11 protein-coding genes and 1 pseudogene are annotated in these 13,273 nt (G+C 61.7%); 10 read left to right on the forward strand and 2 right to left on the reverse strand.

Annotation, left to right across the window (positions count from 1 at the left end; translation table 11 throughout):
• The 6 genes from SA190iCDA_RS04235 to SA190iCDA_RS04260 are packed head-to-tail and all read left to right on the forward strand — an operon-like array spanning position 1 to position 5,981.
• Positions 1 to 1,053, forward strand: coding sequence for a glycosyltransferase family 9 protein (locus SA190iCDA_RS04235; protein ID WP_070885145.1), 1,053 nt, complete (start codon positions 1 to 3; stop codon positions 1,051 to 1,053).
• Positions 1,050 to 1,958 (forward strand): glycosyltransferase family 2 protein, encoded by a 909-nt coding sequence (locus tag SA190iCDA_RS04240; protein WP_070885146.1) that lies wholly within the window; start codon positions 1,050 to 1,052, stop codon positions 1,956 to 1,958. The genes SA190iCDA_RS04235 and SA190iCDA_RS04240 overlap by 4 nt, the downstream gene beginning before the upstream one ends.
• Positions 1,955 to 2,911 carry a glycosyltransferase gene (locus SA190iCDA_RS04245; RefSeq protein ID WP_070885147.1) on the forward strand — a complete coding sequence of 319 codons (957 nt, stop codon included), beginning with the start codon at positions 1,955 to 1,957 and terminating at the stop codon, positions 2,909 to 2,911. Before SA190iCDA_RS04240 ends, SA190iCDA_RS04245 begins: the two co-directional genes overlap by 4 nt.
• A gap of 18 nt (positions 2,912 to 2,929) precedes the next feature.
• On the forward strand, positions 2,930 to 3,799 hold the full coding sequence (locus SA190iCDA_RS04250; protein ID WP_070885148.1) for a glycosyltransferase: 870 nt from the start codon (positions 2,930 to 2,932) through the stop codon (positions 3,797 to 3,799).
• Positions 3,786 to 4,793, forward strand: coding sequence for a glycosyltransferase family 2 protein (locus tag SA190iCDA_RS04255; RefSeq protein WP_070885149.1), 1,008 nt, complete (start codon positions 3,786 to 3,788; stop codon positions 4,791 to 4,793). Before SA190iCDA_RS04250 ends, SA190iCDA_RS04255 begins: the two co-directional genes overlap by 14 nt.
• A gap of 12 nt (positions 4,794 to 4,805) precedes the next feature.
• Positions 4,806 to 5,981, forward strand: a complete 1,176-nt coding sequence (locus tag SA190iCDA_RS04260; RefSeq protein ID WP_070885271.1) for an O-antigen ligase family protein — start codon at positions 4,806 to 4,808, stop codon at positions 5,979 to 5,981.
• Positions 5,982 to 5,986: 5 nt separating this feature from the next.
• On the opposite strand, the gene SA190iCDA_RS04265 is transcribed toward SA190iCDA_RS04260, so the two are convergent.
• Positions 5,987 to 6,607: a lipopolysaccharide kinase InaA family protein gene (locus tag SA190iCDA_RS04265; RefSeq protein WP_070885150.1), complete on the reverse strand. Its 621-nt coding sequence runs from the start codon at positions 6,605 to 6,607 to the stop codon at positions 5,987 to 5,989.
• Between the two features lie 135 nt (positions 6,608 to 6,742).
• Between SA190iCDA_RS04265 and SA190iCDA_RS04270 the strand changes: the two are divergent.
• The 4 genes and pseudogenes from SA190iCDA_RS04270 (at position 6,743) to hldE (ending at position 12,192) form a co-directional block, all read left to right on the forward strand.
• Positions 6,743 to 8,366 (forward strand): annotated as a pseudogene (locus tag SA190iCDA_RS04270) (ATP-binding cassette domain-containing protein).
• On the forward strand, positions 8,366 to 9,262 hold the full coding sequence (locus tag SA190iCDA_RS04275; RefSeq protein ID WP_070885151.1) for a GNAT family N-acetyltransferase: 897 nt from the start codon (positions 8,366 to 8,368) through the stop codon (positions 9,260 to 9,262). Before SA190iCDA_RS04270 ends, SA190iCDA_RS04275 begins: the two are co-directional and overlap by 1 nt.
• 4 nt (positions 9,263 to 9,266) lie before the next feature.
• Complete coding sequence (locus tag SA190iCDA_RS04280; RefSeq protein ID WP_070885152.1) at positions 9,267 to 10,688, forward strand: PIG-L deacetylase family protein; 1,422 nt, start codon at positions 9,267 to 9,269, stop codon at positions 10,686 to 10,688.
• 82 nt (positions 10,689 to 10,770) lie between these two features.
• A complete protein-coding gene (gene hldE / locus SA190iCDA_RS04285) occupies positions 10,771 to 12,192 on the forward strand; it encodes a bifunctional D-glycero-beta-D-manno-heptose-7-phosphate kinase/D-glycero-beta-D-manno-heptose 1-phosphate adenylyltransferase HldE (protein WP_070885153.1) in 1,422 nt (473 codons plus the stop codon).
• Positions 12,193 to 12,249: 57 nt separating this feature from the next.
• Here hldE and SA190iCDA_RS04290 read toward each other — a convergent pair whose 3' ends face one another.
• Positions 12,250 to 13,215: a metal ABC transporter ATPase gene (locus tag SA190iCDA_RS04290; protein ID WP_070885154.1), complete on the reverse strand. Its 966-nt coding sequence runs from the start codon at positions 13,213 to 13,215 to the stop codon at positions 12,250 to 12,252.
• Positions 13,216 to 13,273 lie beyond the last annotated feature (58 nt).

Genomic DNA, 13,273 nt, shown 5'->3' on the forward strand with positions numbered 1-13,273 from the left:
ATGGCCGAGGTTTTAACGCACGCTGATACCCATCTATCGGTGGTGTCGGCTGATTGTCGGATCGCATTGGTGCCTTCCATGGGCTTAGGGGATGGATGCGTATACCTGGTGCTGGCTGCCAACCTGGCGCGCGCTGGTTATCGGGTGACGGTGCTGAGCAATCACTTCGGCCCCCTCAACGACTGGTTGCCGCTATTCGAGACCCGGCCGCTGCCGTTGCCCGCGGACACATTCGCGGCGCTCGGTGGTTTCGATCTGGTTATCTCAGACATGGGCAGCATGCTGACCCGCTATACTGAGGCGGCCGAGGAGTTGGCCAAGCGTTATGTCTTCGTCGGCACACTGAAAGTCGACTCACGATTCGTGCAGGATTCGGCGGTCGATACCCTGGCGCGACTGCCATCGGAAAAGGCTCGCCTTCTGGCTCCTCTGGCTGCAGCCGCCGGGCCGCTGCGTTGCCTGCCGGACGACAGCGTCAGTATGGTCGAGCAGGCGGTTGCCTTCTGTCGTATGCGCTTGGGGCTGAGCGATGCCAGTAGCGATATCGGCCTGCAGATGCCTTCCACGCTCCAGCATCGCCGCCATGCTCGGCGTGTGATGCTCCACCCGCTTTCATACAACGTGAAGAAAAACTGGCCCCATAAAAAGTATCTGCGCCTGGCCCGGCGCCTAAGGCGGGAAGGGTTCGAGCCTCAGTTTGTGTTATCACCGAAGGAGCGAGCGGCGTGGGCGCAGCGCTTCGAGCCGGAGTTCGCCGTTCCGCAGTTTGCCAATGCCCGGGAGCTAGCGGCTCATCTGTATGAGTCAGGTTATGTGATCGGCAATGACTCCGGAGTCGGACATTTGGCCTCCGCTCTCGGCGTGCCTGTGCTGACTCTTTATCGCAAACGGCGCGACGGCTTCTGCTGGCGCCCGGGATGGGGTGACAACGAAGTAGTACGGCCGCTCATCTCGCTGGGCTCGATCAAACGCGCCTGGATGGTCTTTCTCGGGGTGTCGCGTGCGGAGAGGGCCTTCAAGCGGCTGGTCGCTCGCTGTGAGGCGGCTCAATGAGTGCCGGCATTCTACTCTCGGTCATTATCCCCAGTTATAACTATGCTGGCGTGTTGTCGCGTGCCGTCGACTCGGTGCTGCTTCAGGCGACCCCCGAAGTTGAACTATGGGTGGTGGACGATGGCTCCAGCGACGACACACCGGCGGTATTCGTTAGTCTGAGTCAGCGTCATGGTGCCGCCTTCCAGGGCGTGCGCCAGGACAACGCCGGCCCTTCTGCGGCTCGTAACAAGGGGGTGCAACTGGCGCGTGGGCGTCATGTGCTGCTGCTTGACGCCGACGACGAGCTGGCGCCCGGGGTGCTGCCAGGCCTTTGTAAACGCCTGCGCGCCCAGCCCGAGGTGGATCTGTGGCTGGCCGGGCACGTGGCTGTGCAGCCCGATGGCCGCGAGCGCGAGCATCCCGCCAGTGCCGTTCCTGCCGACGTCTTGCCGCGCTTGCGGTACTACCTGCTGGACAAGCGTATAGCCCTTAGTCACGGCGCCTGCCTGTTCCGCCGCGAGTTGCTGCTGCAGCGGCCCTATCCCGAGTTTCTGCGGCACAGCGAGGACATCCCGGTGTTTGCCTACTGCCTGAGCCAGCCTCGAGTTGCGCTCCTTGACCTGATGCTGGCGCGCATCCACAAGCATCCCGACAGCCTGCGGCATAACGCCGAGGCGGCACGCCGCGTCGGCTTGGCCCTTGTGGACGAGGTCTTCCGTCAACTGCCTGCCGACCTGCAAACACTTAAGCCCGCATACTGCGCCCAGCGGTGCCTGTCGCTGTTCCGTACCTGCCTGTTAGCCGGCGACCGCGACCACGCGCGTGGCTACTACCGCGAAGCGCTGCGTACGGATTGGCGGATGGCGTTGAAGTGGCCTTACGTTCGCAAGGCCATCCGTCTGTGGTTGAGCCGAACCCCATGAAGGTGTTGGTGCTCAGCAGTGCGGGGCGCGAGCCGGACCTGTCCTGTGTCCATGAACGGCTTGGACAACTAGTCGACCTCGATTTGCGCATTCTCGACAAGTCCGAGCAACGCCGCCTGCGCCGCTATCTCCACGGTCTCGACCTAGGGCGTTATGACCGCGTGCTGCTGGACCTTCACTTCAAGAACATTTGCCGCCAGACCGCCTTTTTGCGACAAATCCCCGGACTGTTGGTCTACGAGGAAGACGCCTGCCAGAATTACCTGGCCGCATCCCGTTGGCGCGGGTGCTTCAGTCGCTTCTATCGCGCCCTCCCCAACGCCCGAATCGTGGTGACCGGCGCCAGTGTCGCCGAGCGCCTGCGCGGCGAGGGGTTCAACGTCCATTTCCTCGCCAAGGGCTACGATCCGCGCGCCGTCTACTGCGAGGCGGTTGCGCGGGATATTGAGCTGGGTTTCGTCGGGCGTACCGCCAGCGCCGCTTATGGCGGGCGCAAGGAGTTGCTGGAACGGCTGGCAGCGCAAGAGCCGCTACAGTTGCTGCGCACCGCGCCGGGCCAGCCCTATCGCGAGATGCTCAACCGCATCCGCTATTTCGTCAGCGCCGATGTCGGGCTCGGCGAGTACATGGCCAAGAACTTCGAGGCGATGGCCTGCGGCTGCGTGCTCCTCGCCTGGCGCCAGGGGCGCGAGGAGGCGGCCATCGGCCTGCAGGATGGCGTCCATCTGCTGCTGTATTCCGACCTTGACGAGTTGCGCGGGCACCTCGCCAGGTTGCGTGGCGATTCAGTGCTGGCCGAGGCGATAGCCGACCAGGGGCGTCGCTTCGTCGAGGCGCATATGAGCCATAAGCATCTGGCCGAGCAGTTGTTCGGCGTGTTGCAGCAGACCTGGCCCGAGGTAGGCAAAACCTCCGTCTGGCAGGCTTTGCGCGCGCGCTTCAATTTCCTTTGAGTGGCCACAATGACGTCCATGAGTGATTCCTCGCAGCCGCTGGTCAGCGTGATCATCGCCTCCTACAACCATGCGCCCTATATCGAGGCGAGTATCGAGAGCGTGCTGCAGCAGAGCTATCCGAACATAGAACTGTTGGTAGTGGATGACGGCTCTCGCGACGACAGCGTGGCGCGCATCCAGGCGCTGCAGAAGCTGCATGGCTTCGACTTTCGTGTGCAGATCAACAAGGGCCTTTCGCGCACCTTGAACGAGACCATCGAGCGAGCCAGGGGCAGCCTGATTGCCCCCTTCGGCTCCGACGACATCATGCTCCCTGAGCGTATAGCCACCCAGGTGGCCTACATGTCCGGCAAGCCCGAAGTGGGAATTTGCGCAGGCGCTATCCAGATCATCGACACCGACGGAAAGCCCAGCGCTAAGCCGCGCGCGCTGCCGTTGCGGCGGCTGGATTTCGAAGATGTGTTTATGGACCGCAAGCCGGGCGCGCCGGCTCCCACCTTGCTATTTCGCCGCGAGGCGCTGGAGCGGGTCGGCGGCTTCGAGCCCGATGTACGTCTCGAGGATCTGATGATCGAGCTGAAGATCACCCATGCCGGCTATTTCATCGACATTCTCGACGAGCCCCTGGCGCTCTATCGGGTACACGATAGCAACACCTACAAGAATTACCGCTTCATGGTCGATAACGTGCTGAAGACCTATGCCCGTTTCAGCGGCCACCCGGCCTACCCTCAGGTCTGCGCACGTTTTCGCAGCTCGATGCTGCTCAAGTGCGCGCGCAGCGATCGCGCTCTGGCTTGGGCCCTATTACGCGAGATTCCGCCGCGCTTCTGGCGCTGGAAAACGTTACGTGGCCTGGCGCGGATGCTCCATGGACGCGGCTGACAGGGGGCAGAGAAGGGCACCGAAGGTTTCGGTGGTCATTCCAAGCTACAACTACGCGTGCTTCTTGGGGCAGGCAATTGCCAGTCTGCAGGCGCAATCTTGGGCGGACTGGGAGGCGATAATCGTCGACGACGGCTCGACGGACGATACGGAAAGAGTCGCGGCGCAACTACTGGGCGAGGACTCGAGGATCGTCTACGTTCGCCAGCCGAACGGTGGCACATCTGCGGCAAAAAATACCGGAATCCGCCATGCCAGTGGCGAGTACCTGATGTTCCTCGACGCCGACGATCTGCTCACGACGAATAAGCTGGCAGCTCATATCGGGCATTTCCAGAACAACCCTCATATCGATATTTCATACTCACGTTTTCGCTATTTCCTGGATGGCCACGAGAGCTGTCTGTTTACCAAGCTCGATCTCTCCTCCGAGCAGGAGTGGGCAGTGGCGATTGATGGCCGACACGATGTCGCGCTTCCGGTGTTCCTTAGGGGCAACAACATGGCCATTCACGCAGCAATGGTGCGCAAGTCCATGATCGACCGGGTGGGCGACTTCGACACCGAGATGCGTGCGCTTGAGGATTGGGATTACTGGTTGCGCTGCATCCTGCGTGGCGCCCACTTGGCATTTTTGGATAATCCGCAGGTGTTAGCGCTGACCCGGGTACATAAAAACAGCGCCACCCAGACGCTGGATTTTTCCGACTACAAACTTAGGGTTTACGAAAAGGTTCGCCAGGAGGCGCTGGGGTTGCGCGGGGAAGGCGAGGAGCGCTTACAGGCGCTGCTAGATAAGGAGCTGCAACGGCTGGAGCGGCGGGAGCGAAAGCGCCTGCTCAAAACTCAGCGCAGAGCTCTGCAGGCGCGCATCCGCGGCGCTGGGCTGCTGGATTTTCGTGAGTTGTCGCTTATCGCCGAACAGTACGGCCGAATTAATTGCCTCGCGGTGTATCTGCGGGTGTTGCTCAAGTCCTTGTCCGAATGGCGGTGATGTTTGTTTTTCATGAGTAGAGAGCGTCTGGGCAACAGGCTTGCCTGGCTGACCGTCCTCGGTCTGGCTTGCTTCCTGTGCGGGCCATGGCTGTTACCCAGCAATTCCTATTACCACCGGCTGATCATCCTGTTGCTCTGGGGGCCAGCGTTTGTTCATTTTCTTGTCCTGAGAAAACAGTACCCGCCAGTCCCCGGGACGTTCGTCTGGCTGTATCTGGCGCTGTCCCTCTGGTACTGGCTCGTCGTGGCGCTGACGCTCGAAGGGCAGGATGACCTTCGCGAACTCAAGTTGCCTTTCTATATCGCTTTTAGCTTGCTGGGCGTTATGGTCTGCGCCTTGCACCTGAAGGCACGCTTTGCCGACTTCCTGCTGCTGTGCGGCCTGCTCGGAGGGCTAGGGGCTGGCTGGTCATGGATCGACTTCTACTGGGTTGAGGGCCATCGCTATGGCGAGCGGGTGGTGTCGATGGGGCTGTGGCGGGTCATTATTCCAGCGGCACAAGCCTGCGGCGCACTGGTGATCCTGACCGCCATGCTGGGGCTGACGGGTAAGCGCAAGCCGTGGGAGCTTTGCGCGGTCCTGCTGGCCTTGTCCTGCTATGGTTTGTTCTTGTATTTCAACCAGAGTCGCTGGGTCTGGCTGTGTCTGGCGATGGCCTTCGTCGGCGGCAGTATTCTCTCTCGCCATCGCGCCTTGTATGTGATGGCCCTGGTCTCTATCGCGCTGCTGGTTATCGTGCTCTTGCTCAAACCCTCGTTCCTGTTAAACCGGGGTTTGTCGTACCGACCCGAGCTATGGTCGGAAGGGTTCAATCTGCTGCTCTCGAACTGGGAGCATGGCTTGGGCTTCGAGGAGTACTGGGTCAAGGCCGCTACGCTTAACTTCAGCTCCCGCCATCCGCACAACATGTTCCTCGACGTTGGTATCCGTTTCGGGCTGCCGGGCTTGCTGCTGTGGGCGGGGCTCTGGCTATGGGCCGGATGGCGAGCGTTCAGAGCGCGTCACACCGCCCATGGCGGTGCGCTCGTCACCCTTTGGTTATACTCGGGTCTGGTGGTGCTAACGGACGGTACGGCACCTTGGGTGAAGCCTGAGCCGATCTGGTTCGTGACGTGGTTGCCTATCGCGTTGGCGCTGGCGAGCAATCTGCGGGCCAGCTCTGCCGAGCAGTCTCCGGCGCCCTAGCGCCATTAGCGTGTGGCGTCGGCCACGAGCTGTTGCTCGTATGCCTGCAGCAGGAGCTGCCAGGGAAAGTCTTCGATGTGGTTGCGCCTCAGGTAGCCTCTGAGGTGTTCCAGGTTGCGTCGCGCCAACCGGCTGCTCAGCGGCCCGCGCTTGAAGCGCATGTCCAGGAAGTCGATCAGGCCGAAGCCGCCTTCGGGCAGTTGCAGGATATTGCCCAAGTGCAGCGAGCGGAAGTAGATGCCCCGCCGGTGTAAACGGTAGATGAATTGGGCCAGGGCCGGTAGCAGGGCGTCGAACTCCTTGCGTTGCTCGCGGTACAGCTGGTCCAGCGAACGCCCAGTCAAGGGCGAATAGAGGCAGGCGCTGATCGCGTGGTCGCGATCGAGCCACAGGCATTCGCTGATCTTGGGGGTTGCGATCTGGCACCCGCCCAATCGCTCGGCGTTGCTGGCGAAGCGCTGCGCAGCAGGGCGTAGGCGAGCAAACCACAGGCGACGGCGCGGCCGGAAGATCTTCAGCAGGCGCCCATCCGGCTGGCGCAGTACCTTGGGGCCCCGACCGTCCTGCTCTAGCACCGCGCCCTGCTCGAGCCACTGCTGTAATTCGTTCGCTGGTATAATCCGCATCAACTTTCTCTGAATATTTTGGGATCGAGAGTGGCCAATTCTAACCGGCAATCGGATCTTCGCATCTATCTGCGGTTGCTGCGGTTGCTGCGGTTGCTGCGGTTGCTGCGGTTGCTGCGGTATGTCAGGCCGTATATGGGTGTTTTCCTGTTCAGTATTATGGGTTTTTTGATCTTCGCTGCGACCCAGCCGATGCTGGGCGACATCCTCAAGTACTTCGTCTACGGCCTATCGAATCCCGGGGCTAGCTTTTTCGCTGGCGTCTCTTATCTGTCGGAGATTCCCTTTCTCGTCCACCTGAAACTGCTGCAAACGGTGCCGCTGCTAATCGTGTTGATCGCACTATGGCAAGGCATTGGCTCGTATTTAGGTAATTATTTCCTGGCCAAGGTTTCGCTGGGGTTGGTGCATGATCTGCGCGTGGCGCTGTTCGGCAAGCTCCTCGTTCTGCCCAATCGATATTTCGACAATCACAATTCCGGGCACCTGATTTCGCGTATCACCGTAACCATGGTCACCGGTGCGGCCACTGATGCGATCAAGGTAGTGATTCGTGAAGGTATGACGGTGGTAGATCTAGGTAGCTATGGGCGACGTGACTCATGTCGCATCCGAGACCATTCAGGGATACCGCGTCGTGCTTAGTTTTGGTGGCGAGCCTTACGAGTTGGAGCGTTTTTGGTCTGCCTCCAACGACAACACCCTCAAACAGTTACGTATGACCAAGACAGGAGCCGTCTATACGCCAATGCTGCAATTGGTAATCTTTAGCTCCATGGCGATACTCATGTTCCTGTTCATGCGCGGCGATGCTTCTGCGGGCGACCTGGTGGCCTATATCACTCTGGCCGGTTTGTTGCCTAAGCCTATTCGTCAGTTATCCGAGGTGAGCTCTACCATACAAAAGGGGTTGGCTGGTGCCGAGGGTATCTTTCAACAGCTCGATGAGATGCCGGAGGTTGATCGCGGAATGCAGGAACGCGAGCGCGTCAGAGGGCGTCTGGAGGTGCGCGACTTGAGTTTCAGCTATCCGGGGTCGGAAAAGCCGGTACTGCTATACGTCTCGTTCATCGCCGAGCCAGGGCAGATCGTAGCGCTGGTCGGCCGTTCCGGTGGTAGCAAATCGACCCTGGCGAATCTGATTCCGCGTTTCTATCACCATGAGCAGGGAACTATTTTGCTCGATGGGCTGGATGTCGAGGGATACACCTTGCGCAACCTGCGTCGTCATATTGCCTTGGTCACCCAGCACTTCACTCTGTTCAACGACACGGTGCGCAACAACATTGCCTACGGCGATCTGACTGGTGCTCCACGGGAAGCAGTACAGCAGGCCGCCCGCAATGCCTATGCCGCCGAGTTCATTGAGAAGATGCCGCAGGGTTACAACACCTTATTCGGTGAGAACGGAGTGTTACTCTCTGGCGGTCAGCGCCAGCGCTTGGCCATCGCCCGCGCATTGCTCAAGGATGCACTGCTGCTGACTCTCGACGAGGCCACCTCCGCGCTGGACACCGAGTCCGAGCGGCATATCCAGGCCGCGTTGGATCGGGTGACGCAGGGCTGCACCACCTTAGTAATCGCTCGCCGCCTGACCACCAACGAGAAGGCTGACCTGATTCTGGTAATGGACCAAGGGCAGGTCGTGGAGCTTGGTAGTTATGCCGAGTTGCTGGGGCAAAACGAATACTACACGCGCTTGCACGCGAGGCAGTTCGACGAGGGGGGCGAAATCGTCGCCACCCAGCAGGGCCTCTGATGCTGAGTCACCTGCGAAGCTGGCGCGAGCGTGGCTGGGTACCCATCGCTGTTGACGATTACGCCGCGGCCTGGGCCCGTTTTGGTGGCAGCGTCATCACCCATCCACAGGTCGTTCAGCGGTTGGCCGGGTTGGCCGGAATTCCGGTGCGCTATTTGGGCCACTTCATCGATGGCGAACTCAAAGCTGCCATACCGACCTGGGGGCGCCACCTAGCGTTGTCACGCGATGTGCTCAAGCGTCAGGGGCGAGGCGACTTTTTCGATCTGGGCAATGCCGAGGTGATATTGCCGGTCGCCCCAAGAACCATGGCTCCGGTTCGCCAGCGCATGCGTTATGTGACTACCCTGCATGAAGGCGGGGTATCGACACTGCGCAAACAGCGGGAAGAGTTGGCCCTGGCGCGCCAGCCGGAGGAATACGGCAAGAAATTCCGCTACAACCAGCGGCGCGAGTTGCGAATTCTGGAAGGGGCGGGGGGTGAAATCCTGCCGGTTTCGGGCCTGTCGCCCGATGCCCTGGCTGCCATCTACACGGAACTGTTCGAAAAAAGATGGGGCTTCGATGTTCCCGGCAAACAGCATCTTTGCGAAGTGTTCGAAGCACTGAAGGATTTTCTCTGGGGCAATTATCTGCAGCTCGACGGCAAACCCGTAGCCGTTCAGGTTCTGTACAGGGTCGAATCGCCAGACTGGATCAGCATCGAATATATCAACGGTGGAGTCGATCCAGCCTCTCGTGATTTCAGCCCCGGCAGTGTGCTCACCTTTATCAATACCCAGTCCGCATGGGAAGATGCGCGCCTGCGAGGAAAGCCGCTGCGCTACTCGTTCGGCAGAGCGGATGTTGAATACAAGGATCGTTGGTGTAATCGCCAGCCTGTTTTTCGGGTGTAAGTGAATGGAAGCACGCAAGCAGCAGTTGGTACGCCGGCATCGGCGTAACAAGCGCATTCTTATGGTCGTGGCACTGCCGATTTTGGTGGCGCTTGACTGGTTCGGTTCGTGGGGAACGGCGCCGGTCGTCCTGGTGCTGGCCTGGATCGCCCACGAAGCCTGGTTTTCCGATCACCTTTTCTACTCGCCCCGTGACGACTACCGGCACGCCTTTGCGCCAGAGAGCCTCAGCCTCTCGGTGCTGCTCGACCGTGGCGGGCAAATGTCCCCACACGCGGGCTCGTGGCCTGAGAGTGCCGACACGCTGGTACTGGCCGTGCATATTCGCAGCAGTTGGCTGGGTCGCTGTCTCGACCCTCATGTGCTAATCGGCGAGGGCGAGGATCTTGATCGACAGGATTTCGAACGGGGCGTCGACGGTGTGCGCTTTCTCAACCTTTCGGGATTGCTGCCATTGCTGCGCAGTGGGCAATTGAAGCTGCGCGGGCGCTTCTGCAAACTGGGGCGCGAGGTAACCCTGTATTGCTTCAGTAACCCGGATTACTCGCGCCGTCGCGTAATGGTGCTCGCGCCCCATGCAGACGATGCCGAATTGGCTGCCTTTGGGCTTTACAGCCGCAGTAGCGAGGTGTCCATTGTTACCTTGACCCAAGGTGAGATCGAGGCCGACTTCTACCGCCGTCTTGGCCTCAGCGACGCCGCTGCCGCTCGCCTGAAGGGACGCTTGCGCAGCTGGAGCAGTCAGACGGTACCCCTGTGGGGTGGGGTCGAGCCCAGCCGTTGCGTGCAGCTTGGCTATTACTGCATGCAACTGCGGCAGATGGAGGCAGAGCCGGCCGTGGCGTTTGCCTCGCGTGAGTCTGGTGACTCGGATATCCGCAGCGTTCGACGTTTCAATGCGTTAGAACTACCGGGCGACGTGGATGGCGCGCCGACCTGGAACAACCTGATCGCCGATCTCGCCGCGCTGTTGCAGCATTTCAAGCCTGAGGTCGTTGTGCTTCCACACCCCGAGCTCGATCCGCATCCTGACCATAATCAGACGGGCCGCGCGTTGCGCCAGGCCATCGGGCAATCTGGCTGGCAGCCCGAGGTGCAACTGCTGTACGCCAACCACCTGGCCGACAATGACCGCTGGCCCATGGGCCCCGCGGGCAATGGTGTGGCATTACCGCCGTGCATCGAGTCCTTGCCGGCCGACAAGCTGTGGTGCCTGCACCTCGACGACCATGTCTTGCTCGACAAGAGCCAGGCGCTGGCGATGCAGCACGATCTGCAAACGCCGCTACCCTTCAAGAAGCGTATGCGGCGTTTCATTCAATGGTGCCTGGCAGCACGTCGCTGGCCGCAAGCCGGTGAAGACGAGTTTTTCCGCAAGGCCGTGCGGCGCCATGAGCTGTTCTGGGTGCGCCCGTTCGATCGCTGAGCGCTGCCAGAGTGCCTGCCGGCGGTGTGCAATAGCTGATGTGCTATTCTCCGCGACGATTTTGCAATTCCGGAGTTTCCGCATGAAGTTATCCATGCCCCGTTTCGATCAGGCGCCCGTTTTGGTGGTGGGCGATGTCATGCTCGATCGGTATTGGCACGGCGCTACCTCGCGTATATCGCCCGAGGCTCCGGTGCCGGTGGTCAAGGTCGAGCAGATCGAGGATCGCCCTGGTGGCGCGGCCAATGTCGCGCTGAATATCGCGGCGCTGGGCGCGCCTGCGGTGCTGGTGGGCGTTACCGGTGAAGACGAGGCTGCACAGAGTTTGCAGCAGAGTCTGGAAGCCATCGGCGTGAAGACCTATTTCCAGCGCATCGAAGACCAGCCGACCATCGTCAAGCTGCGGGTCATGAGTCGTCACCAGCAGTTGCTGCGCATGGATTTCGAAGAGCCGTTCCACACCGATGCCGAGGCCCTGGCACGGCAGGTCGAGCAGTTGCTCGATCAGGTCAAGGTGCTGGTGCTGTCCGATTACGGCAAAGGGGCCCTGCAGAACCATCAGGTGCTGATCAAGGCGGCCCGGGCCCGCGGTATTCCGGTGCTGGCCGACCCGAAGGGCAAGGATTTCTCCATCTACCGTGGCGCCAGCCTGATCACCCCGAACCTCAGTGAGTTCGAGCTGATCGTCGGCCGTTGCGAGGACGAAGCCGAGCTGGTCAGCCGCGGTGCCCGCCTGATGCGCGAGCTCGACCTGGGCGCGTTGCTGGTCACCCGTGGCGAGCATGGCATGACGCTGCTGCGGCCGGATCACGCGCCGCTGCACCTGCCGGCGCGTGCGCGCGAGGTATTCGACGTGACCGGCGCGGGGGATACGGTGATCTCCACGCTGGCCGCCTCCATCGCCGCGGGCGAGGATCTGCCCCAGGCCGTGGCCTTGGCCAACCTGGCGGCCGGGATCGTGGTGGGCAAGCTGGGCACGGCAGCCATCAGCACGCCGGAGCTGCGCCGTGCCGTGCAGCGCGAAGAGGGCTCGGAGCGCGGGGTGCTGAGCCTGGAGCAATTGCTGCTGGCCACCGAGGATGCCCGTGCCCATGGCGAGAAGATCGTCTTCACCAATGGCTGCTTCGACATCCTGCATGCCGGCCACGTGACCTACCTCGAGCAGGCGCGTGCCCAGGGCGACCGCTTGATCGTGGCGATCAATGACGACGCTTCGGTGAGCCGCCTCAAGGGCCCGGGCCGGCCGATCAATGCCGTGGACCGCCGCATGGCGGTTCTGGCCGGTCTCGGCGCCGTGGATTGGGTGGTGAGCTTCAGCGAGGACACCCCCGAGCGGCTGCTCAAGCAGGTGCAGCCCGATGTGCTGGTCAAGGGCGGTGATTACGGCATCGACCAGGTGGTCGGCGCCGACATCGTGCTGGCCTACGGCGGCGAGGTGCGGGTGCTGGGGCTGGTCGAGAACAGCTCGACCACGGCCATCGTCGAGAAGATTCGCAGTCGCTGATGGCGTAAACAGAGCCCCGCCACCTGGCGGGGTTGTGCTTTTAGGCGTGGGCCGCGATCAGACCGCAGTCGCCGTATCCAGGCGAACCTGCGGCGCGGGTGCCGGGGCGCTGCTGAACACGGTACCCTCGGGTTTTTCGGCTTTCGGGGTCAGGTTCTGCAGCGCCAGCCAGTCCTTCCAGCGAATGCGTTCATCGCGTACCAGCCAACCGTCCTGGGCGGCGAAGCTTTCTGCCAGCCACAGGCCGCGGGTGCTGGCCGATACCAGCTGGCCCTGGCGCAGGGTCAGCAGCTCGGCGCTGGGGCGGCCCCCGTCGAGCGGAATCAGGTAAAGGTCCGGGCGGCTGTGGTCCAGACGTGCGATCAGCTTGCCGTTCTCCAGGTATTCGTCGACATGCAGCAGGCTGGGCTGCTTGGCTTCCTTCGGCAAGTCCAGGCACAGATCGTAGACCAGCTGCAGCGAGGCGGTGGGCACATGCACGTAGGCTCGTGGACGCTCCAGCAAGGTCAGGTTGCCGCACTGCACCGGGCGCGCTGCGCCCGACAGCGGGCTGAGTCGAAAATGGATGTTTTCCCGGTACCTGAGCGCACCCTCGTAGGGCGCCGGTAGCCAGGTGTCGCCGAAGCGGCCGTACAGCCAGCCCTCGCTGGTTTCCAGCAGGCACTCTTCGGCCACTTCCTGGATGGCGGTCAACAGCGGCAGGTTGAGTTCGTGAGCCGGCACGTAGCCGGAGATCAGCTTGAGCACCACGTCGCCGCGGTCGTGGCGACGCTGGCGCACCAGCAGCCAGTACTCGCGGCCTTGCCAGTTCAGGGTCAGGCGTACCGAGACGCCCAGGTTGGCCAGCTCCACGGCGAAGCGCTGGCTGTCGGGAAGTTCGACGGGCTTGCGGCGTTCGAGCATCTCGCTGAAGTTCAGCGGGCGGCCCAGGCTCTGGTAGGCGATGCCGTCAGGCGTTGCCTCGACATAAAGCGGCAGGGTCTTGAAGGTGGCGGGGTCCTTGCGGGAAATGATGCGCGGCATGTCGGCTCCTTCTTGCGTCGGGGTCGGCCGCCTGGGCGGCGTTAACGGCGTGCGCGGC

Source organism: Pseudomonas argentinensis (genome assembly GCF_001839655.2).
GTDB lineage: Bacteria > Pseudomonadota > Gammaproteobacteria > Pseudomonadales > Pseudomonadaceae > Aquipseudomonas > Aquipseudomonas argentinensis_B.